18 protein-coding genes and 1 pseudogene are annotated in these 21,527 nt (G+C 75.1%); 9 read left to right on the plus strand and 10 right to left on the minus strand.

What is annotated here, in order from left to right; genetic code table 11:
* The first annotated feature begins 136 nt into the window (after positions 1 to 136).
* Positions 137 to 2,083, plus strand: a complete 1,947-nt coding sequence (locus tag AB0469_RS20910) for a hypothetical protein (RefSeq protein WP_366452903.1) — start codon at positions 137 to 139, stop codon at positions 2,081 to 2,083.
* A gap of 291 nt (positions 2,084 to 2,374) precedes the next feature.
* Entirely contained in the window at positions 2,375 to 3,442 is a 1,068-nt protein-coding gene (locus AB0469_RS20915) for a saccharopine dehydrogenase (protein ID WP_366452904.1), read from the plus strand.
* 52 nt (positions 3,443 to 3,494) lie between these two features.
* Here AB0469_RS20915 and AB0469_RS20920 read toward each other — a convergent pair whose 3' ends face one another.
* The 5 genes from AB0469_RS20920 to AB0469_RS20940 all read right to left on the minus strand — a co-directional run bounded on the left by AB0469_RS20920 (position 3,495) and on the right by AB0469_RS20940 (position 8,501).
* Positions 3,495 to 4,145, minus strand: coding sequence for a 1,4-alpha-glucan branching protein (locus AB0469_RS20920; RefSeq protein ID WP_366452905.1), 651 nt, complete (start codon positions 4,143 to 4,145; stop codon positions 3,495 to 3,497).
* Positions 4,146 to 4,240: 95 nt separating this feature from the next.
* Entirely contained in the window at positions 4,241 to 5,524 is a 1,284-nt protein-coding gene (locus AB0469_RS20925; protein WP_366452906.1) for a GDSL-type esterase/lipase family protein, read from the minus strand.
* Positions 5,525 to 5,803: 279 nt separating this feature from the next.
* Positions 5,804 to 7,423 carry a malate synthase A gene (aceB, locus tag AB0469_RS20930; RefSeq protein ID WP_366452907.1) on the minus strand — a complete coding sequence of 540 codons (1,620 nt, stop codon included), beginning with the start codon at positions 7,421 to 7,423 and terminating at the stop codon, positions 5,804 to 5,806.
* 272 nt (positions 7,424 to 7,695) lie between these two features.
* A complete protein-coding gene (locus tag AB0469_RS20935) occupies positions 7,696 to 8,340 on the minus strand; it encodes a nucleotidyltransferase family protein (RefSeq protein ID WP_366452908.1) in 645 nt (214 codons plus the stop codon).
* Complete coding sequence (locus AB0469_RS20940; RefSeq protein WP_366452909.1) at positions 8,295 to 8,501, minus strand: hypothetical protein; 207 nt, start codon at positions 8,499 to 8,501, stop codon at positions 8,295 to 8,297. The genes AB0469_RS20935 and AB0469_RS20940 overlap by 46 nt, the downstream gene beginning before the upstream one ends.
* An 88-nt stretch (positions 8,502 to 8,589) precedes the next feature.
* Here AB0469_RS20940 and AB0469_RS20945 point away from each other — a divergent pair, with 88 nt between their 5' ends.
* Positions 8,590 to 10,077, plus strand: coding sequence for a PLP-dependent aminotransferase family protein (locus tag AB0469_RS20945; RefSeq protein WP_366452910.1), 1,488 nt, complete (start codon positions 8,590 to 8,592; stop codon positions 10,075 to 10,077).
* Between the two features lie 34 nt (positions 10,078 to 10,111).
* Here AB0469_RS20945 and AB0469_RS20950 read toward each other — a convergent pair whose 3' ends face one another.
* Positions 10,112 to 10,741 (minus strand): response regulator transcription factor, encoded by a 630-nt coding sequence (locus AB0469_RS20950; protein WP_042815756.1) that lies wholly within the window; start codon positions 10,739 to 10,741, stop codon positions 10,112 to 10,114.
* A gap of 2 nt (positions 10,742 to 10,743) precedes the next feature.
* Complete coding sequence (locus tag AB0469_RS20955; RefSeq protein ID WP_366452911.1) at positions 10,744 to 11,925, minus strand: sensor histidine kinase; 1,182 nt, start codon at positions 11,923 to 11,925, stop codon at positions 10,744 to 10,746.
* Between the two features lie 134 nt (positions 11,926 to 12,059).
* Between AB0469_RS20955 and AB0469_RS20960 the strand changes: the two genes are divergently transcribed.
* Both AB0469_RS20960 and AB0469_RS20965 read left to right on the plus strand, forming a co-directional pair.
* Positions 12,060 to 13,148: an ABC transporter permease gene (locus tag AB0469_RS20960; protein WP_366452912.1), complete on the plus strand. Its 1,089-nt coding sequence runs from the start codon at positions 12,060 to 12,062 to the stop codon at positions 13,146 to 13,148.
* A complete protein-coding gene (locus AB0469_RS20965; RefSeq protein WP_366452913.1) occupies positions 13,145 to 13,855 on the plus strand; it encodes an ABC transporter ATP-binding protein in 711 nt (236 codons plus the stop codon). The genes AB0469_RS20960 and AB0469_RS20965 overlap by 4 nt, the downstream gene beginning before the upstream one ends.
* Before the next feature lie 106 nt (positions 13,856 to 13,961).
* Here the strand turns inward: AB0469_RS20965 and AB0469_RS20970 are convergent, their stop codons facing one another.
* Positions 13,962 to 14,765, minus strand: coding sequence for an IclR family transcriptional regulator (locus AB0469_RS20970; protein WP_042812829.1), 804 nt, complete (start codon positions 14,763 to 14,765; stop codon positions 13,962 to 13,964).
* Between the two features lie 327 nt (positions 14,766 to 15,092).
* On the opposite strand from AB0469_RS20970, the gene allB reads away from it, so the two are divergent.
* Both allB and alc read left to right on the plus strand, forming a co-directional pair.
* Positions 15,093 to 16,436, plus strand: coding sequence for an allantoinase AllB (allB, locus tag AB0469_RS20975; protein WP_366452914.1), 1,344 nt, complete (start codon positions 15,093 to 15,095; stop codon positions 16,434 to 16,436).
* A gap of 2 nt (positions 16,437 to 16,438) precedes the next feature.
* Positions 16,439 to 17,551, plus strand: coding sequence for an allantoicase (gene alc, locus AB0469_RS20980; protein ID WP_366452915.1), 1,113 nt, complete (start codon positions 16,439 to 16,441; stop codon positions 17,549 to 17,551).
* Between the two features lie 105 nt (positions 17,552 to 17,656).
* On the opposite strand, the gene AB0469_RS20985 is transcribed toward alc, so the two are convergent.
* A complete protein-coding gene (locus AB0469_RS20985; RefSeq protein WP_366452916.1) occupies positions 17,657 to 18,391 on the minus strand; it encodes an SDR family oxidoreductase in 735 nt (244 codons plus the stop codon).
* A 181-nt stretch (positions 18,392 to 18,572) separates the two neighbouring features.
* On the opposite strand from AB0469_RS20985, the gene AB0469_RS20990 reads away from it, so the two are divergent.
* The gene (locus AB0469_RS20990) at positions 18,573 to 19,190 is read left to right on the plus strand and encodes a dihydrofolate reductase family protein (protein ID WP_366452918.1); all 618 of its coding nucleotides are present in this window, start codon (positions 18,573 to 18,575) and stop codon (positions 19,188 to 19,190) included.
* Positions 19,191 to 19,333: 143 nt separating this feature from the next.
* A pseudogene (locus AB0469_RS20995) lies at positions 19,334 to 20,250 on the plus strand (DMT family transporter).
* Between the two features lie 196 nt (positions 20,251 to 20,446).
* On the opposite strand, the gene AB0469_RS21000 reads toward AB0469_RS20995, so the two are convergent.
* On the minus strand, positions 20,447 to 21,451 hold the full coding sequence (locus AB0469_RS21000) for a Gfo/Idh/MocA family oxidoreductase (RefSeq protein ID WP_366452919.1): 1,005 nt from the start codon (positions 21,449 to 21,451) through the stop codon (positions 20,447 to 20,449).
* Between the last annotated feature and the right edge of the window lie 76 nt (positions 21,452 to 21,527).

A 21,527-nucleotide genomic window follows, 5' to 3' on the forward strand; every position in this document is an offset into this window, starting at 1 on the left:
CCGGTTGACCAGACTTTCGACTGATCATCTCTCTTCGTGCGCCGAACCGCCGCATCGCAGGACGGTGCCGGACGGCACGGATGTGTGCAGCCCCAGGACAGCAGCGGGAGGACGTATGGGGGAGCCCGGCTCGAGCGTGCGTCAAGCGGTGCCCGTCGAGCTGTCCAGCCTCGTCGGGCGCGCCGCCGAAGTGGCGCGGACCCGGGCCCTGCTGGCCTCGGAACGCCTGGTCACGCTGACGGGCCCGGCCGGGGTGGGCAAGACCCGGATCGCCGTGCGCGCCGTCCGCGAGCTCTGCGGCGGCCGTGGCGCCGACGTCGTGTGGGCCGACCTGTCCCGGGTGCCGCCCGAGCCCGGGGGCGGGCCGGCCGCGGAACTGGGCGCGGCACTGGCCGGGCGCGAGGCGCTGCTGGTCCTGGACGGCTGCGAGCACCTCGGCGGACGGGCCGGGCAGCTCGCGGGGGAACTGCTCGCGCGCTGGCCGGGGGTACGGATTCTGGCCACGTCGCAGCAGGTCCTCGGGGTGGCGGGGGAAGCCCTGCTCGCCGTCGGACCGCTGGCGCTGCCCGCCGCACCGGAGGACCCCGCGGCACCCTGCGCGGTCGCCGGAGTGGCCCTCTCCACCGCCGTACGGCTCTACGTGGAGCGGGCGCGCGGCGCCGCCCCCCGGTTCGAGCTCACCGAGCACAACGCCGGGGCCGTGGCCGCCCTGTGCCGGGCGCTGGACGGGATCCCGGGGGCGCTGGAGCTCGCTGCCGCGCGGGCCCGCCGCCACGAGCCCGCCGAGGCGCTGCGCCGGCTGACGGCCGACCCGCTGGAGTTCCTCGCCGGCGGTGCGGGCCGGGCGGGCGGTGCCGACGCGCTGCGCCTGTGCCGTCTGGCCCCGCCCGGGGAGCGGCTGTTGTGGGAGCGGCTGTCGGTCTTCGCGGGTTCCTTCGACGAGGCCGCCGTCGCCGAGGTGTGCGGGTTCGGTGCGCTCGGCCCGGGTGACGCCGTCCGGACCCTGCGGCGGCTGGCCCCCGCACTGCTGGCGGAGCCCGGGCACGCCGGCCGCTACCGGCTGCCGCTGACCGTACGGGCCTACGCGGCCCGGCGGCTGGCCCTCGACCCGCACGGCGACGGGGCCACCGCGGTCCGCCGCCACCACGAGCGCTGCCGGATCACCGCCGAACGCGCCGCGCAGCTGTGGCGGTCGGGGGCACAGCTGGAGGCCCGCGCCCTGGCCCTGCGGGAGCTGCCCGAGCTGCGGCTGGCGATGGACCCGCACGCGCCGGCCGGCCCGGCCGCCGCGCTGGAGGTGGCCGTGTCGCTGTGGTTCCTCTGGTCGGCCTGCGGACGGGTGGAGGAAGGGCGCGGGCACCTGGAGCGGGCCCTGGCGCTCCACCCGGCGCCCCGTCCGGCCCGGGCACTGTGGCTGGCGGCCTGGCTGGTCGCGAGCTTCGGCCAGGCGGAGGCGGCCGATCCGCTGCTGGTGGAGGCCTGGACCGCGGCCGTGCAGGAGGGGGAGGACACCGTCCTGGCCTACCTCGCCCACATCCGGGGCACCGTCGCCCTGTGGCGGGACCGGCCGGCCGAGGCCGCCGGAGAGTACCGCGACGCCCTCGAACAGCTCCCGGAGGAGCCCGAGTTCGGGCCCGGACGGCAGGCGCTGGAGGCAGCCCTGGAGATGGCCCTCGCGCGCACCGACCCGGACGCCCACCCCTTCGGCGCCCGCGCGGGCGACGGCACCGACCTGTGGGCCCGCTCCTGGACCGGCTACGCGCAGGCCCTCCTCCAGCGCCGTGACGGCCGCCCCGCGCTGGCCCGCACCTGGCTGTTGCGCTCGCTGAAGACCCAGCTGGCCCTGGGCGACCGGCTCGGCCAGGCCCTCTCGGTGGAGCTGCTCGCCCAGTTGGAGGCGGACCTGGGCCGCTACGAGCTGTCCGCCCGGCTGCTCGGCGCGGTCTCCGGGTACCGCCCGGCGTCCGCCTGCGCCCCGCGCGCGGAACGGGTCCTGCGGCTGAAGCTGACCCCCGAGGCCCTGCGGACGGCCTACGCGGAGGGCACCCGGACCCCGCTGCGGGAACTCCTGCCGGAGCTGTGAGCCGGCCGGGGGCCGGGCAGCACCCCCGGGCCGCAGAGCCGGGGACGCCCGCGTGGGGCCGGTCGGGGCCGGGCCGCGGGGCCCGGGGAGGTCCGGCCCGGAGCCCGCGCAGGACCCGCCCCGGAGGGCGGGCGGCGGCCGGGCCTGGGGCCGGGGAGGACCTGCGGGGCACGGGGTGCCAGGGGGCCCGGAGTTGCCGCGCCGATCCGGCGTACGGCGTAAGGGACGCGGAAAGACATCGCTTGAGCGCTGGCTCGCCCCCACCCCTCTGACCGGACAGGTGGTACAGCGATGGCCGAAACCCCGCAGCTGTGGATGCGCAGCGAGACCCGACCCACCGAACGGCGCGCGCCCCTGACACCCGACGACGCCGGGCTCCTCGTCCGCCGGGGCGTGCGGATCACCGTGGAGGACTCCGGCCACCGCGTCTTCCCGCTCGACGCGTACGCCGCCGCCGGCTGCCGCACCGCGCCCGCCGGATCCTGGGCGCAGGCCGCGCCCGGGTCGGCGTACGTCCTCGGCCTCAAGGAGCTCCCGCGGGCGCCCGAGTCCCTGCACCACCGGCACGTCTACTTCGGGCACGCCTACAAGGGCCAGCCCCAGGCCCCCGGGCTGCTGCGGCGGTTCGCCGCGGGCGGCGGGACCCTGCTCGACCTGGAGTACCTGGCCGACGCGCAGGGCCGCCGGCTGGCCGCCTTCGGCTACTGGGCCGGGTACGCGGGCGCCGCCCTGGCCGCCCTGCACGCACGGGGACGGCTGGCCGCCCCCCTGGTCCCGGCGCCCCGCCCGGAGCTGGACGCCCGCCTGCGGGACGCGCCGGCCGACGGGTTACGGGCCCTGGTGATCGGCGCGGGCGGCCGCAGCGGACGCGGCGCCTGCGACGCCCTGGCCACCGCCGGGATCGCGGTCACCCGCTGGGGGCGGGAGGCGACCCGCCGGCTGGACCGGGCCGCACTGCTGGACCACGACATCCTGGTCAACGCGGTGCTCACCACCCGGCCCGTGCCGCCCTTCCTCACCCCGGCCGACCTGGAGGGCCGGGCCGGCCGGCTGTCGGTGATCGCCGACATCACCTGTGACACCGGATCGGAACTGCACCTGCTGCCGGTCTACGACCGCCTCACCGACTGGACGGTCCCGGCCCGGCGGCTGCGCGGCGGCTCCCGGCCGGTCGACGTGATCGCCATCGACAACCTGCCCTCGCTGCTCCCGGCGGAGGCGGCCCGCGCCTTCTCCGCGGACCTGCTGCCCAAGCTCGTCGACCTGCACTCCCCGGCCCCGGACCCGGACTGGCTGCGCTGCCGGGCGGCCTTCACCTCGGCGATGGAGGCGCTCACCGGCCCGGACCGGGCGGCGTAGGGCGCGGGCCCGGACGCTCCCCGCGGGCCCGGACGCTCCCCGCGGGTCCGGATCAGCCCTCGCGCAGGACGGCGAGGGGCCCGCGCGGCCGCGTGCCGTCCGGCAGCTCCCAGCCGGCGGTGACGCGGCCGAGCACGCCGGGGTCGGTCCGGCCGGCTTCCAGGACGCGGACCAGCTCCAGGGCGAGGCGGCGCCCGCCGGCCTCGACCGCGAGGCGGGTGCCCTCCGGCCCGTCCTCGACGGCCACCACGGCCGCCCCGGCCGGAAGGGCGTCCTCGGCGGTCTCGGGGACGACGGTCGGGTCGGGGGCGTCGCTCACGCTCTGCTGCTGCGGCTCGGCGGCGCCCCTCAGCAGGGCGAGCAGCCGCTCGGTGAGCACCGGGTCGTGGGCCCCGTCGTAGATCCAGCGGGTGCCCAGCACCCCGTGCTCGGAAGTGCCGACGAGCCCCTCCCCGGCGCCTTCGAGCGGTGCCCCGCGGTAGGTCAGGGGGACGAGGTAGGTGACGGGCTCCGCGTCGCAGACGTCGGTGACCAGCATGAACTCGATGCCCACCTCGCCCTCGGGGTCGTCGAGCCGGAACCCGCCGGCCGCCACCAGCTCCGGAGCCGCGGACGCGCCGGCGTACCAGGGCCGGGTGGGGAGCCAGCCGGTGAGCAGCTCGCGCTTGCCGGGCTTCATGGTGGTGCGGTGGATGACGGCCATGTCCGGTCAACTTCCTTCGGCGGTGCGGGGCTTCCCCGAGGGGGCGGGCGGTCCTGCTCGATCATGACAGCCCGCCCCCTCGGCTCCCCACCGTTTTACGGAGCGGACGTCAGGTACATCCCGCTCTGGTCGCCCCCGGCGGTGTTCTTGCAGCTGGAAGCCGAGTCCGCGGGCTGGGCCACGGCCAGGGCCAGGCAGCGCCCGACGGCCAGCTGGCCGAAGTAGTTCGGGTGCATGGACTCCTGGATGATGCCCTGGGTCTCGTTGTTGTCGATCCAGCGGGCCCACTCGCTGGTCTTCGCCGACGCGGGGACCGCCGAGGTGACCTGCTTGCTGGCCCTGGCGCAGACCTCGCGCCCCTGCATCATGTCGCGCAGGTCCAGGAACTGGGTGCCCTTGGCCGCCGCGACCTGCTTGAGGCGGTTCGCCAGCTGCGGCACCAGGGAGTCCCGGGCCCAGTCCGAGTCGCGGTTCCAGAAGGGGCAGCCGCCGCTGTTGAGCCGGCTCCAGTCGCTCTGGGTGTACCGGTTCTCGGCGCCCCGGGGGATCGGCGAGGGGTAGGACTGGAGCACGATGCGGTACGAGGAGTCCGCGTATCCGGCCTGGCGCATCACGGCCCGGATCTCGTCCACGGACTTGCCGACGTCCGCCATCACCCCGTCGATCTTCGCGTCGACGCCCGCCTGCTGGTCGTCGTAGCAGTACGAGTTCCAGAGCACGAAGTCGAGCGCGCACTCCTTGATGATGTCGGCGAAGCCCAGGTCGTTGCCGCCGACGGACAGCGCGATGACCTTCACGTTGCGGCTCGCGGCCACGGCCGCCAGCTGGTCGGCCTGCGGGGCCTCGCCCTTGTAGGACACGCCCCCGTTGGAGGCGCGGAAGACGTTCTGCGACGTCGCCCCGGAGCAGGCCAGGTTCACGGCCGTCTCGGCGACGGCGCCCGCGCTCAGCACCTCGGCCGAGTCCGAGCGGTCGCAGCCGCCCGCCGTGGTGCCGTAGACCTTCGCGGGGTCGTAGGTGCCGCCGCTGACCCACGCCCGGTCAGTGCCGTTCCTGCTCCCGCTGTTGGTCAGGCTGTTGCCCTTCCAGCGTCCGGCCTCGCCGGAGATGTAGCTGTCGCCCATCGAGACGACGGCGGTGGGGCCCGTCCCGGGCCCGGCCGCCGCCGGCCCGGCCCCGCCGACGAGCAGCGCGCCGGCGGCGAGCGGCACGACCATCCCGGCGCCGGCCAGTCGTCGCACACGGCCTCGGGCGGCCCGGTCCTTGCCGGCCTTGCGGAATCCGATCACTGCGGAACTCCTGCGGTCGGCCACGCCGAAGTTGCCGACAACTTCGGTGCGTGGCTTGGAAAGTGGGGGTACCGCCGGCGCCGGTGGCATCGGAAAGGTGGCACGGGCCCGCTTGTTACCGCTAGGTACAGTCGGATTACGATGGCGTAACGCCCGACCGGTCGGTCGGGCGTCGGGAGGGTCCCCGGGGCCGGTCCGGGCACGGCCCCGCCGGCCGGCGGGGCCCGCGGGACTTCGCAGGCGCGTATACGGACCGGGCCCTCGGCGAACGGCCGCGCGTGCGGGAACGCCCCGGCCCCCGCTGCCCGGAGGGGGCGGCGGGGGCCGGGTGGGTTTCGACTGCTGTGCGATTCAGCCGAAGAAGGGGTGTCAGCCGACCAGCTGGTCGTACGCGGGGAGGGTCAGGAAGTCCGCGTAGTCGGCGTCCAGGGAGACCTTGAGGAAGAGGTCGTGCGCCTGCTGCCACTTCCCGGCCGCGAAGGCCTCCTCGCCGGCCTCGGCGCGGATCGCGGCGAGTTCCTCGGCGGCGAAGGTGCGGGTCAGTTCGGCGGTGGCGCGCTCGCCGTTCTCGAAGACGACTCCGGCGTTGATCCACTGCCAGATCTGGGAGCGCGAGATCTCGGCGGTGGCGGCGTCCTCCATGAGGCCGAAGATGCCGACGGCGCCCAGGCCGCGCAGCCAGGCCTCGATGTAGCGGATGCCGACCTGGACGGCGTTGCGCAGGCCCTCGTAGGTGGGCCGGGCGTCCAGGGAGTCGATCGCGATCAGGTCGCCGGGGGCGACGGCGACGTCCTCGCGGAGGCGGTCCTTCTGGTTGGGCTTCTCGCCCAGGACGGCGTCGAAGGAGGCCATCGCGATCGGGACCAGGTCGGGGTGGGCGACCCAGGAGCCGTCGAAGCCGTCGCCCGCCTCGCGGTCCTTGTCGGCCCGGACCTTCTCGAAGGCGATCCGGTTGGCCTCGGCGTCCTTGCGGGAGGGGATGAAGGCCGCCATGCCGCCGATGGCGTGCGCGCCGCGCTTGTGGCAGGTGCGGACGAGCAGTTCGGTGTAGGCGCGCATGAACGGCGCCGTCATGGTGACCGCGTTGCGGTCCGGCAGGACGAACTTCTCACCGCCGTCGCGGAAGTTCTTGACGATGGAGAACAGGTAGTCCCAGCGGCCCGCGTTGAGGCCCGCCGCGTGGTCCTTGAGCTCGAAGAGGATCTCCTCCATCTCGTAGGCCGCGGTGATGGTCTCGATCAGGACGGTCGCGCGGACGGTGCCCTGCGGGATGCCGACGTAGTCCTGGGCGAAGACGAAGATGTCGTTCCAGAGGCGGGCCTCCAGGTGCGACTCCGTCTTCGGGAGGTAGAAGTAGGGGCCCTTGCCGAGGTCGATCAGGCGCTGGGCGTTGTGGAAGAAGTAGAGGCCGAAGTCCACGAGGGAGCCGGAGGCCGGGCCGCCCTCGAAGCGGAGGTGGCGCTCCTCCAGGTGCCAGCCGCGCGGGCGCATGACGACCGTGGCGAGTTCCTCGGCGGGCTTGAGGGCGTAGGCCTTGCCGGTGCGCGCGTCCGTGAAGTCGATGCGGCGCTCGTAGGCGTCGATGAGGTTGAGCTGGCCGAGGACCACGTTCTCCCAGGTGGGAGCCGAGGCGTCCTCGAAGTCGGCGAGCCAGACCTTGGCGCCCGAGTTCAGGGCGTTGATGGTCATCTTGCGGTCCGTCGGACCGGTGATCTCCACGCGGCGGTCGTTCAGGGCGGCCGGGGCCGGCGCGACCTTCCAGTCGCCCTCGCGGACCTGTGCGGTGTCCGGGAGGAAGTCGAGCGTGGAGGTGCGGGCGATCTCGGCGCGCCGCTCGCCGCGTCGGGCGAGGAGCTCGGCGCGGCGGGGGGCGAACCGCCGGTGGAGCTCGGCCACGAAGGCGAGGGCCGCATCGGTGAGGACTTCGTCCTGCCGGGGCAGGGGCTCGGCGTCGACGATGGCCAGCGGGGACGGCGCTGGTGCGGACATATCTGTCACTCCTTCAGCGGCGGTGCCTGGCGGCCGCGGGGAATGCTCGCGCGAGACGGCACGCAGTGCCGTCGGGTGTGGAGAGTTCCGGATAACGGTCGCGGGCGCCGTCTGGGGGTTCGGGCGCTTCTGACCAGTGGATAGTAATTTCCTCATGGTGGAAGTTCAATGGTTTGTTGATGTCGAGATTCTCTGAGTCGACAGATCCCGCTCGCCCGTGGCCCTCGGTGCCATCGCGGTCACAGCCCGCTCAGGCCGCGCCCCGGCCCGGCTCAGACGAGACGCGCCAGGTCGGGCGGGGTGTCGATGTCGAAGGCGGCCGCGACGTCCCCGCACTCCACCAGCATGACCTCGTCGGCGTGGTTCCTCAGGTGGACCCGCGCGCCCTGGTCCCCGGTCGCCGTCGCCGCGATGTCCGCCCAGCGGTCCGCCCCGAACAGCACCGGATGCCCGCGCTCGCCCCCGTAGGCGGCGGCCGCCAGGCTGGCCGGGGACCGGTAGGCCGCACGCACCCGGGCCACGGCCTCCGGCCCGATCCCCGGCTGGTCCACCAGGGAGACCAGGGCCGCGCGGGCCCCCGTGCCGGCCAGCGAGGCCAGGCCCACCCGCAGGGAGGAGCCCATGCCCTCGGCCCAGTCCGGGTTGTCGACGACCACGCACCCCGCCAGGTCGGCGCGCTCGCGGACCTCCGCCGCCGAGGCGCCCAGCACCACGTGCACCGGGCCGCAGCCGGCCTCGCGCAGCACGCGGACGGCGTTCTCCACGAGCGGGCGGCCGCGGTAGGGGAGCAGGGCCTTGGGGCGCCCGCCGAGCCGGCGGCCGCCGCCGGCGGCCAGGAGCAGGCCCGCGACCACCGGAGGCCCTTCGGCGGTCACCGGGCGAGCGGGCGGGGTGCGGGGGTGTTCGGCTGCTGACATGCGAGCGATTCTCGCGCCTTGCGCCGTGCGGGTGAGCGCCGCGCGAGCAGGTGCCGTACGGAGGCCAGCGCGGCACCGATCCGCAGGGGCTCGGAGATCCGGTTCTCGGCGGCGGCGAGCAGGGCCCGTTCGTCACGGTCGGTGAGGGCTTGGTACGGCATTGCGGATGCTCCTTGCCAAGGGCGGGCCAATACCGCGAGTCTGGACCCGGATTGGCCTGGACGTCAGAGCCAATCAGGGGAGGTTGGCATGGCGAACGGGCGAGTGGTCCATACGGCGGACAGGACGGTCGGCAGCCGGCAGCTCGCCGCGATGCTCCCGCCGGAGGTGCTGGCCCGCCCCGGCTACCGCTCCCTCGCCGACGCCCTGCGCACCCTGGTCCTCGACGGCCGGGTCGCCCTGCACGTCCGGCTGCCCGCCGAGCGCGAGCTCGCCGAGGCCGTCGGAGCCAGCCGCGCCACCGTCACCGCCGCCTACGACCTGCTCCGCGAGAGCGGCTACGTCCGCAGCCGGCGCGGCTCCGGCACCTGGACCGAGCTCCCCGAGGGGCACGGGCCGGTCGGCGCCCACCTCCTGGTCGGCGGCGTCGGCGGCCGGGCCGACGGGGAACCCGGCATCGACCTCGCCATCGCCGCCATGGGCGCCCCCGCCGACAGCCTCACCGAAGCCCTCGCCTGGGCGGCGCCCCGCCTGCCCGCACTCGCCCGCAGCCCCGGCTACCACCCCTTCGGCCTGCCCGACCTGCGCGCGGCCGTCGCGGACCGCTTCACCCGCCGCGGGCTGCCCACCCGCCCCGAGCAGATCCTGGTCACGGCCGGCGCCCAGCAGGCCTTCGCCCTGGTCGTCAGCCTGCTCTGCCGGCCCGGCGACCGGGTCGTCACCGAGAGCCCCACCTACGCCAACGCCCTCGACGCCCTGCGCCACGCCCGGCTGCGCACCGGCTCCATCCCCGTCTCCGACGCGGGCTGGGACATGGAGACCGCCGAATCCACGCTCCACCAGACCGTCCCCCGGCTGGCGTACACCATCCCCGACTTCCACAACCCGACCGGCGCCCTGATGCCCGAGGAGCACCGGCTGCGGCTGCTGGCGGCGACCCGGGCCACCGGGACCTGGCTGGTGGTCGACGAGACCATCGCCGACATCGCCCTGGACGTCCCCGCCCCCGCGCCGCTGGCCTCGCTCGCCCCGCGCTCCGCGGCCGACCACGTGATCACCATCGGCTCGCTCAGCAAGACCCACTGGGGCGGCCTGCGGGTGGGCTGGATCCGGGCCACCGCGAAACTGGTCAACGAGCTGACGGCGGTACGGGTGTCGGCCGACATGACCGGCTCCGTCCTCGACCAGGTGGTGGCCCTGCCGCTGCTGGAGGGCCTGGACCGGTGCCTGCCCCGGCGCCTGGCCGAGCTGCGGATCCAGCGCGCGGCCCTGGTGGGCTCCCTGGAGCGGCACACCCCGGAGTGGTCCTGGCGGCTGCCGCCCGGCGGCCTCTCGCTCTGGGTGGACCTCGGCGAGCCGGTCAGCTCCGCCCTGGCCGAGCGGGCGGCCGCCGCCGGGGTGCACATCGGCCGCGGCGCCCGCTTCGGCGTCGACCCGGGGACCTTCGAGCACCGCCTGCGCATCCCGTACACCCTGCCCCCCGACCGCCTCGACGAGGGCGTGCGCCTCCTGGCGGCCGCCTTCCACGACGGCGTGCCGCTCGCCCCGGGCGTGGACCGGCCCTACTGGGTCGCGTGAGCCGCGGCCAGGGAGTGCGGCCCCCGCGTACGGACTACGGCGTACGGATCAGCCGGCGGGTGGCGGCCGCCGCCACCGCCGCCGTACGGGAGTCCACGCCGAGCTTGGCGTACACGTGCACCAGGTGGGACTTGACCGTGGCCTGGCTGAGGAAGAGCCGCTTGGAGATCTGCTGGTTCGACAGCCCGTCCGCGACCAGCTGGAGCACCTCCAGCTCCCGCTTCGTCAGCGCCTCCGCCGGGGTCCGCATCCGGTCCATCAGCCGCAGCGCCACCGCCGGGGCCAGCGCCGACTGCCCGGCCGCGGCCGTGCGCACCGCCGCCGCCAGCTCCTCCGGCGGGGCGTCCTTGAGCAGGTAGCCCGAGGCCCCCGCCTCCACCGCGGCCAGGATGTCGGCGTCCGTGTCGTAGGTGGTCAGGACCAGCACCCGGGGCCCGCCCGGCCGTGCGGTGATCGCCGCGGTGGCCGCCGAACCGTGCATCCCGGCCCCGAACTGGAGGTCCATCAGCACCACGTCCACCGGCTCGGACGCCGCCAGCTCCACGGCCCGCTCCGCCGTGGCCGCCTCCGCGACCACCGCGAAGTCCGGTTCGGTGTCCAGCACCGCGCGCAGCCCCGCGCGGACCACCGGATGGTCGTCGGCGAGCAGCAGCCGGATGGTCATCGTCAGGCCTCCAGGGGCAGCGGCAGGGTGACGGCCACGGCGGTGCCCTGGCCCGGGTCGGACTCCACGGTGAACAGGCCGCCCAGCGACTCGGCCCGCGCCCGCATCGCGGGCAGGCCGAAGCCGCCCTCGCCGGACGGGGCCGAGGCGGGGTCGAAGCCCCGCCCGTCGTCGACGACGTCCAGTGTCACCGAGGTGTCCATGAAGGTCAGGGTGATCTCCGCCCGGTCCGCCCGCGCGTGCCGCACCACGTTGGCCAGCGCCGACTGCGCGATCCGCAGCAGGGCCACCTCGTACGGGGTGGGCAGCTCGCGCGGCGGGCCGCTCACCGAGAAGCGCACCCGCGGGCCCGGCGCCCCCGAGCACAGCCGCTCCAGCGCGCCGGCCAGCGACCCGTGCTCCAGGTCCGGGGGAGTGAGCGCCCGGACGAACCGGCGCGCCTCGGCGAGGTTCTCCTGCGCGGCCTCCCGGGCCCGGGCGATGTGGTCGGCGGCCGGGGCGTCGTCGGGCAGCGCCCGTTCGGCGGCCCTCAGCAGCAGCTGGATCGAGGACAAGCCCTGGGCCAGGGTGTCGTGGATCTCCCGGGCCAGCCGCTCGCGCTCGGCGAGGATGCCCGCGCCCCGCTCGGCCGCCGCCAGCTCGGCCCGGGTGTCGATCAGCTCCTCGATCAGCTCGCGCCGCCGCTCGCTCTCCCGGTACAGCGCCTGGTAGCCCAGGACGGTGGCCACGGCGACCGCCCCGCCCAGCAGCGGCCCGAGGAAGGCGCCCGGGGTGACGGCGCCGCTGTGTCCCAGGAACCCGCCGATGGCGGCGCAGGCCGTGACCGCGACCGCCGCCAGCCCCCAGCGCAGCCGCAGCAGGTGCAGCTCCAGGAAGTAGAGCGGGAAGGCCAGCCACAGCCCGTCGGGGGAGAGGAGCAGCAGCGCGGCCCACACCGCGCCCATTCCGGCCAGCCACAGCCCGGCCGCGCGCGGCGACCGCCCGACCGCCGGGGCGTGCGCTCCCGCCGCGTACACGGCGGCCAGCAGGGCGCAGACGGCGACGACCCACCCGGCCCGGGGCGCGGAGTCGGCGACGGCCCGGCCGGCGGCCAGCGCGAGCAGCCCGGCGAACAGGGCGTGCAGGCACAGGCGCAGGACGCGGGTGACGGGGGTCGGGGGGCGGGAGGGGGTGGCGGAAGACATCGTCCGACCAGCGTAAGGGGGCCGCGGAGGGGTCCGGTCAACCGAAAGTTCGATATCGGAATGCCTCCTTCGATGCCAGGAAGGCTCCCGTGGCGCGATGCCCGGGACCCCCGCCGAGGACCAAGGTGGGGGACATGTTCGTCGCATGGAGAGATCTACGGTTCGCCAAGGGCCGCTTCGCCCTCATGGGCTCGGTCGTCCTGCTGATCACGCTGTTGGTCGGCTTGTTGTCCGGGCTCACCTCCGGTCTGGCCCGGGAGAACATCTCGGCCGTCACCGGGCTGCCCGCCTCACGGCTGGCCTTCGCCGTCCCACCGGGGGACCAGAAGGTCTCCTTCACCAACTCCCAGCTGCCCGAGAGCGCCTGGCGGACCTGGCGCGGGCGCCCCGGCGTCACGGTCGCGGAGCCGCTCGGCATCCGCACCACCAACGCCCTCGCCGGGGAGCGCACCGCCGCCGTCTCCGTGTTCGGCGTCGAGACGGCCGGCCGTCTCGCCCCCGCCGGGACGGGCCTGGGCCGGGGCGGCGTCGTCCTCGCGGAGAAGGCGGCCAAGGAGCTCGGCGGGGTCACCGCCGGGGACCGGATCAGGGTCGGCCCGCTGGAGCTGACGGTCGCCGCCGTCTCGGGTACCGCCGCCTACAGCCACACCCCCGTCGTCTGGATGGACCTGCACGACTGGCAGCGCATCGGCAACCCCGGCGCCCCCGCGGAGACCTCCGCCACCGTCCTCGCCCTCGACGGCTCCGGGGACGTGGACTGGGCCGCCGGCGACAAGGCGGCCGGCACCCTCACCCAGACCGTCGACGAGGCCCTGGGCGCCATAGGGTCCTACCAGGCCGAGAACGGCTCGCTCCAGCTGATGCGCGGCTTCCTCTTCGCCATCTCCGCACTGGTCATAGGGGCCTTCTTCACGGTGTGGACCATCCAGCGCAGCGCCGACATCGCCGTGCTGAAGGCACTGGGCGCCTCCACCCCGTACCTCCTCAAGGACGCCCTCGGCCAGGCCGTCGTGATGCTGGCCATCGGCACCGGAGCCGGCACCGCGCTCGCGTCCGGCATCGGGGCCCTGATCAGCGGCGGCGACGTGCCCTTCGTCCTCGACGCCGCCACGGTGCTGGCCCCCGCCGCGATCATGATCGTGCTCGGCGCGCTGGGCGCGGCCCTGTCCATCCGGCGGATCACCGCCGTCGACCCGCTGACCGCTCTCGGGAGCGCACGATGACCCTCCTCCTGCACGACGTCACGCTCACCTACCCGGACGGGGACGGCCGTCTGACCGCCCTCGACGCGGTCGGGCTGGAGGTGCCCGCCGGCACCCTGACCGCCATCGTCGGGCCCTCGGGCTCCGGCAAGTCCAGCCTGCTGGCCGTCGCGGCCACCCTGGTCACCCCGGACTCCGGCCGGGTCCTCGTCGCGGGCCGGGACACCGCCCGGCTCGGCGCCGCCGAGAAGGCGGCCCTGCGCCGCGAGGAGATCGGCATCGTCTTCCAGCAGCCGAACCTGCTGGCCTCGCTGACCGCCGCCGAGCAGCTCCAGGTGATGGCCCACCTCTCCGGCCGCCCCGCCCGGCAGCTGCACCGCCGGGCCCTGGAGCTGCTGGACGCGGTGGGCCTGGCCGACAAGGCCGACAAGCGCCCCCACCAGCTCTCCGGCGGGCAGCGCCAGCGGGTGAACATCGCCCGCGCCCTGATGAACGAGCCCTCCGTGCTGCTGGTCGACGAACCCACCAGCGCCCTGGACCACGAGCGCGGCGCAGCCGTCCTCGACCTCCTGGTCACCCTCACCCGTGAGCGGTCCACCGCCACCGTCCTGGTCACGCACGACCACGCCCACCTGGACCGGATGGACCGCGCGGCGACCATGACCGACGGCCGCCTCACCCACGGCGCGAGGCCCGCCGAGCCCTCCGGGGCCGCTGCGGCGGCCTGAGCACGGCCGCACCCGGGCCCGCACGCGCGAGAGCCCCGGCGCCCCCCGCAGGGGGAGGGGCGCCGGGGCTCTCGTCGTGCCTGCGCGGCCGTGCGGGCGTACGGCCCTATGCGGGGGTCTGGCTCTGCAGGGCCACGGACAGCTCGGCGGCCACCCCCTGGAGGATCGGCACGAAGGACTCGGCCACCTCCTGCGTCACCCGGCCGGCCGGACCCGAGATGGAGATCGCGGCGGCGGTCGGCGAGTTCGGCACCGACACGGCCAGGCAGCGGACCCCTATCTCCTGCTCGTTGTCGTCGACGGCGTAGCCGACCTTGCGGACCTGCTCCAATGCCTCCAGGAAGCCCTCGGGCGTGGTGATGGTCTTCTCGGTCGCCGCCGGCATCCCGGTGCGCGCCAGCAGGGCGCGCACGTCCTCGGCGGGGGTGTGGGCGAGCAGTGCCTTGCCCACGCCGGTGGAGTGGGGCAGCACCCGGCGGCCGACCTCGGTGAACATGCGCATGGAGTGCTTGGACGGCACCTGGGCGACGTAGACGATCTCGTCCCCGTCGAGCAGGGCCATGTTGGCGGTCTCCCCGGTCTCCTCGACCAGACGGGCCAGGTAGGGGCGCGCCCAGGTGCCCAGCAGCCGCGACGCGGACTCGCCGAGGCGGATGAGGCGGGGCCCGAGGGAGTACCGTCGGTTGGGCTGCTGCCGGACGTAGCCGCAGGCCACGAGGGTGCGCATCAGGCGGTGGATGGTCGGCAGCGGCAGGCCGCTCGCGGCGGAGAGCTCGCTGAGGCCGACCTCGCCCCCGGCGTCGGCCATCCGTTCGAGCAGATCGAAGGCGCGCTCGAGGGACTGGACGCCACCGCTGGCGGCGGTGGGCTTGGCGGAAGCGTCGGTGGTGCTGGCGCTGGACGTCGGCACGGCGCGGTCCTTTCGGTGCTGGCAGGCAAGGAAGCAGCCTACCGGTCGGTCGACGTCGGCCCTAGAGCCGGGCCTCGGCCGTCCCCGCCGGTCAGAGGCGGTTTGTCCTGGTGGCGGACGTCCTCGGGAAGTTACCTGCCCGGGTGCCGGTGGTGGTAGCTACATTCTGGATAGTGAAATCTTAATTCCATCTCGTGGAAACATCCAATTGCAGTGCGCACGCGTCAGCGGTCCGTCCGGGCGCTCTTGACGGGCCCCGGATCGGGGTGAAGACTCCGTCAACAGAACGTTGAATTTCGCTCTGTGGAAGTAGATGGGGAGGTTCCGGTGGCCGACGTGGCGGTGGAACTGGTACTGCGCTCGACACGCGTCATCACCCCCGGGGGGACGCGCGCCGCCTCGGTGGCCGTCGCCGGCGGGAAGATCGCGGCCGTGCTGGCGTACGGGGCCGAGGTACCGGCCGGAGCCCGGCTCGAGGACTTCGGCGACGACGTCCTGCTCCCCGGCCTGGTGGACACCCACGTCCACGTCAACGACCCGGGCCGCACCGAGTGGGAGGGCTTCTGGACGGCGACCCGCGCGGCCGCCGCCGGGGGCATCACCACCCTCCTCGACATGCCCCTCAACTCCCTGCCGCCCACCACCACCGTCGACCACCTCCGCGTCAAGCAGGAGGTCGCCCGGGCCAAGGCGCACGTGGACGTGGGCTTCTGGGGCGGCGCCCTGCCCGACAACGTCAAGGACCTGCGCCCGCTGCACGACGCCGGCGTCTACGGCTTCAAGTGCTTCCTGTCGCCCTCCGGCGTCGACGAGTTCCCCCTGCTGGACCAGGAGCAGCTGGCCACCTCGCTCGCGGAGATCACCGGCTTCGGCGGCCTGCTGATCGTGCACGCCGAGGACCCGCACCACCTGGAGTCCGCCCCGCAGAACCCGGGCCCGAAGTACGCCGACTTCCTGGCCTCCCGCCCGCAGGACGCCGAGAACACCGCGATCCAGAACCTGATCGACCAGGCGAAGCGGCTGAACGCCCGCGTGCACGTGCTGCACCTCTCCTCCGCCTCCGCGCTGCCGCTGATCGCCGCGGCCAAGGCCGAGGGCGTGCAGATCACGGTCGAGTCCTGCCCGCACTTCCTCACCCTCACCGCCGAGGAAGTCCCGGACGGCGCGACCGAGTTCAAGTGCTGCCCGCCCATCCGCGAGGCCGCGAACCAGGACGTCCTGTGGGACGCGCTCGCCGACGGCACCATCGACTGCATCGTCTCCGACCACTCGCCGTCCACCGCGGACCTGAAGACCGGCGACTTCGCCACCGCCTGGGGCGGCATCTCCTCCCTCCAGCTGGGCCTGCCGGCCATCTGGACCGAGGCCCGCAAGCGCGGCCGCACCCTCGAGGAGGTCGCGCGCTGGATGTCCACCGCCCCGGCCGCGCTGGCCGGACTCGCCGCCAAGGGCGCCATCGAGGCCGGCCGCGACGCCGACTTCGCCGTCCTGGCCCCCGAAGAGACCTTCACCGTGGACCCGGCCGAACTCCACCACCGCAACCAGGTCACGGCGTACGCGGGCAGGACCCTGCACGGCGTCGTGAAGTCCACCTGGCTGCGCGGCAGGCAGATCGCCGACCACGGCACCCCGACCGAGCCCACGGGCCTCCTCCTTGAAAGGCAGAACTGACAGTGGCGATTCCCTCTTTCACCGGTAACGCGAACCCGTACGGGGGCGGCGACCCGTACGCGGACTACCGCACCGCGGAGTTCGAGTTCACCCAGTACGCCAACCTCGCCGCGCGCGAGCTGGGCGCCGGTGTGATCGCCGCCAACGACGAGTTCTTCGCCCAGCGCGAGAACCTGCTGATCGCCGAGGCCGCGCACTTCGACCCCGAGCACTTCGGCCACAAGGGCAAGATCATGGACGGCTGGGAGACCCGCCGCCGCCGGGGCGTCTCCGCCGAGCAGCCCTGGCCGACCGCCGAGGACCACGACTTCGCCCTGATCCGCCTCGGAGCCCCCGGCGTCATCCGCGGCATCGTCGTCGACACCGCCCACTTCCGCGGCAACATGCCGCAGGCCGTGTCCATCCAGGGCGCCTCGGTCGAGGGCTCCCCGACCGCGGAGGAGCTGCTCTCCGACGACGTCAAGTGGACGACCCTCGTCGAGCGCACCCCGGTCGGCGGCCACGCGGCCAACGGCTTCGAGGTGAACGTCGAGCAGCGCTTCACGCACCTGCGCCTCAACCAGCACCCGGACGGCGGCATCGCCCGCCTGCGCGTCTACGGCGAGGTCCGCCCGGACCCGAAGTGGCTGGCCGTGCTGGGCACCTTCGACGTCGTCGCCCTGGAGAACGGCGGCTCCGTCCAGGACGCCTCCAACCGCTTCTACTCCCCGCCGACCAACACCATCAACCCGGGCCGCTCCCGCAAGATGGACGACGGCTGGGAGACCGCCCGCCGCCGTGACAACGGCAACGACTGGATCCGCTACCAGCTCGTGGCCGAGTCCGAGATCCGCGCCGTCGAGATCGACACCGCCTACCTCAAGGGCAACTCGGCCGGCTGGGCCTCGCTGTCCGTCAAGACGGGCGAGGACGGCGAGTGGACGGAGTTCCTGCCGCGCACCCGCCTGCAGCCCGACACCAACCACCGCTTCGTGCTCGACGCCCCGGCGGTCGGCACCCACGTACGGATCGACATCTTCCCGGACGGCGGCTTCTCCCGCCTGCGCCTGTTCGGTTCGCTGACGGAGGCGGGCGCGGCCGCGCACGCCGCCCGTCACCAGGAGCTGGGCGGCTGAGTCCGCTCCGCCCGCCGACCGCCCCGGGGGCCGACACCCCCGGGGCCCGGCAACGGCCCGACGGGCGCACCGCCGCAGCGGTGCGCCCGTCGGCGTGTGCGCCGCCTACGCGGCGTGCCCGCCGTCCACGGAGAACTCCGCGCCCGTGACGTACCGGGCGTCCGGACCGGCCAGGAAGGAGACCATCGCGGCCACCTCCTGCGCGGTGCCGAAGCGGCCCAGCGCGGTCAGCGCGCGCTGACCGTCCGCGTACGGGCCGTCGGCCGGGTTCATGTCCGTGTCCGTCGGGCCGGGGTGGACCAGGTTGGCGGTGATCCCGCGCCCGCCGAGCTCCCGCGCGAGGGCCTTCGTCAGCCCGGTCAGGGCCGCCTTGCTCGTCGCGTACAGGGTCCCGCCCGGGCCCGGCACCCGCTGGGTCATGCAGCTTCCGACGCTGATGATCCGCCCGCCGGGGGCCAGGCGCGCGCTCGCGGCCCGGGCGGTGAGGAAGGCGCCCCGGACGTTGACCGCGAGGACCCGGTCCACGTCCGCGGGGGTGAGCGCGTCCACCGGGCCCAGCACCCCGACGCCGGCGCTGTTGACCAGCACGTCGAGCCGGCCGAAGGCGCGCACGACCTCCTCCACCGCCTCCTGCGGTCCCTCGGCGGAGCCCGCGTCGGCGCGTACCGCCAGGCCCCGGCGCCCGAGCGCCTCGATCCCGGCGACGACCCCGGCCGCCGCCGCGGCCCCGTCGACGTAGGTCACCGCGACGTCGAAGCCGTCCTCGGCCAGCCGCAGCGCGGTGGCGGCCCCGATCCCCCGGCTGCCGCCCGTCACCAGGGCCACCGTGTTGCCGTTCATGTCCGTTCCCTCCGAGAGCTTTTTGGTTGCTGGTTCAATCAAATCCGGAAGGGGCCGGTGGCGCTGGCGGGAATCCGACCTCGCGTTCACGCGCGCCGCACCGATGAGTTCCGGGGCGGGCGCGAGTCTGAACGGGTGCAGGGAAAACGGACGCACATCGCACGGCAAGGAGCGCGGAGCCATGGGAAAGCTGACCCTCACCACCTTCCTGACCCTCGACGGGGTGATGCAGGCCCCCGGCGGGCCCGAGGAGGACACCAGCGGCGGTTTCGCCTACGGCGGCTGGCTCGTCCCCTTCGCCGACCAGGGCATGGGGGAGTTCGTGACCGGGCTCTTCGGCCGGGCCGGGGCCTTCCTGCTCGGCCGGCGGACGTACGAGATCTTCGCCTCGTACTGGCCGCACCACGACGACCCCGCCGACCCGGTCGCGGGCGGGCTCAACCGGCTGCCCAAGTACGTCGCCTCCACGACCCTCAAGGAGCCCGCCTGGGGCCCGGCCACCGTCCTGGACGGCGAACAGCTCCAGGCGGAGGTCGTCCGGGCCAAGGACGCGACCGAGGGGGAGCTCCAGGTGCACGGCAGCGGGCAGCTGGCGCAGTGGCTGCTGGCCCGGGACCTCGTCGAGGAGCTGAACCTGCTGGTCTTCCCGGTGTTCCTGGGCGCGGGCCGCCGCCTGTTCCCCACCGGCGGCCTGCCCACGGCCTTCGAGCTGGTCTCCTCGCGCACCACCGAGCGCGGCACGGCCATCCAGACCTACCGCCCGACGGGCCGCGCCACATTCGGCTCCTTCGCCGACTGAGCGGCCGCGGGGGCGCGGGCGGCCCCGGGGCGGCGGGCGCGGCGGCGACCGCTCGACCGGCAAGATCGACTCGGTTACCGTGGGCCCGTACCCGTGCGAGCCGCCGACGCCTCCACCCCCTCCCCGCCGTCGGAGCCGCCCCGGTGTCCAGCCTCGCCGCCCCCGCCCCCGCCCTCGCCCCCCGCCGGGCGCGGCTCGCGGACCTGCCCGTCCTCCTGGTCGCCGTCGTCTGGGGCGGCAGCTACCTCGCCGCCAAGGGCATCACCGCCGCCCACACCGTCGTCGCGGTCCTCGTCCTGCGCTTCGCCCTCGTGCTGCCCGTCCTGCTCCTCGCCGGACGGCGGCGGCTGCGGGCGCTGAGCGCCCCCAGCTGCGCGGCGGCGGCCTGCTGGGCCTGGTCCTCGGCGGGATCTTCCTGCTGGAGACCTACGGGGTGGTGCACACCTCGGCCACCAACGCCGGCCTGATCATCAGCCTGACCATGGTCTTCACCCCGCTCGCCGAGTCCGCCGTACGGCGCACGGCCCCCTCGGGGCCCTTCCTCGCGGCCGCCGCGGTCTCCGTCGCCGGGGTCGTCCTGCTCACCCAGGGCGCCGGCTTCACCGCCCCGGGCGCCGGCGACCTGCTGATCCTCGGCGCGGCCCTCGCCCGTACCCTGCACGTCCTGCTGATGGCGCGGACCGAGGCGGTCCGGGACGCCGACCCCCTCTCGCTCACCACCGTCCAGCTCGGCGGCGCGGTCCTGGTCTTCGCCCTGCTGGCCGCCCTGCCCGGCACCGGCGACGGCCCGTGGGCCACCGCCCTCGGGTTCGGCCCCGCGCAGTGGGCGGGCCTCGCCTTCCTCTCCGTGTTCTGCACGCTCTTCGCCTTCTTCGTGCAGATGTGGGCCGTACGCCGCTCCTCGCCCTCCCGCGTCAGCCTGCTGCTCGGCACCGAACCGCTGTGGGCGGCGGCCGCCGGCACCGCCCTCGGCGGCGAACACCTCGGCCCGGCCGGCCCCGCGGGCGCGGCGCTCGTCCTCGGCGGCACCGCCTGGGGCCGCCGCGCCATGGCCGGATGACCCCGGCCGAGCGGCCGGATTCCGCCGGGTCCGGCGCCCGGCCCCGCATTAACCTGACTGCATGCCCCGACCGGACGCCAGCGCGAACGACACGGACCCCGCGGCGGAGCCCCGCCGCGCCCGGCCGCCGGCGCGCCGGTAGCCGCCGCCCGTGCCCCTTCCCCCGTCCGCCGCGCCGCGCGGGCCCCGCCGGGCCTCACAGGTCCGCGAGCTCCTCCAGCCGCACCGGGCGCCGCTCCCGGCGCGAGAGCTCGCACGCCTCCGCGACCCGGAACGCCGCCAGCGCCTCCCGGCCGTCGCAGGGGTTGGCCCCCTCGCCGCGCACCAGCCGGACGAACGCCGCCAGCTCGGCCTCGTAGGCGGGGGCGAACCGCTCCAGGAAGCCGGTCCACGGCTTGCTCGCCGGGGGCGGTCCGTGCGGCTCCGTCGAGGCGATCGGGGTCCGGTCGTCCAGCCCGCAGGAGACCTGGTCCAGCTCCCCGGCGAGCTCCATCCGCACGTCGTACCCGGCGCCGTTGCAGCGGGTGCCGGTGCTGGTGACCAGGGTGCCGTCGTCCAGCGTGAGGACGGCCGCCGCCGTGTCGACGTCGCCGGCCTCGCGGAACAGGGCCGGTCCCGCGTCCGAACCGGTCGCGTAGACCTCGGTGACCTCCCGCCCGGTCACCCAGCGCGCCATGTCGAAGTCGTGCACCAGGCAGTCCCGGTACAGGCCCCCGGAGGCGGCGAGGTAGGCGGCGGGCGGCGGGGCGGGGTCGGCCGTCATCGTGCGGACGGTGTGCAGCCGCCCCAGGGCGCCCGAGCGGACCAGTTCCCGCGCGGTCCGGTACCCGGCGTCGAAGCGGCGCATGAAGCCCACCTGGAGCAGCCCCCCGACGGCGTCCACCTCGCGCAGCACCGCCAGGGTCCGCGCCAGGTCCGGGGCCAGGGGCTTCTCGCAGAACACCGGCAGCCCGCCGCGCGCGGCCCGTACCACGAGACCGGCGTGCCCCTCGGTGGAGCAGGCCACGACCAGCGCGTCCACGCCCCAGGTGAAGACCTGGTCGACGGAGGGGGCGGCGGTGGCGCCCAGCCGGTCCGCCAGCCGCGCGGCCCGCCCGGGCTCGGCGTCGGCCAGCAGCAGCGAGCCGGCGTCCCGGTGGCGCGCCAGGGAGGCCGCGTGGAAGGACCCGATCCGGCCCGTTCCGATGAGCCCGATGCGCATGCACTCAACGTGACCCCGGACGGGGGACCTGTCAATCCGCCCGCGCCCGCCCCGATGACCCCGCAGGGTCCACTGT

This window comes from Streptomyces sp. NPDC093801, from assembly GCF_040701585.1.
GTDB lineage: Bacteria > Actinomycetota > Actinomycetes > Streptomycetales > Streptomycetaceae > Streptomyces.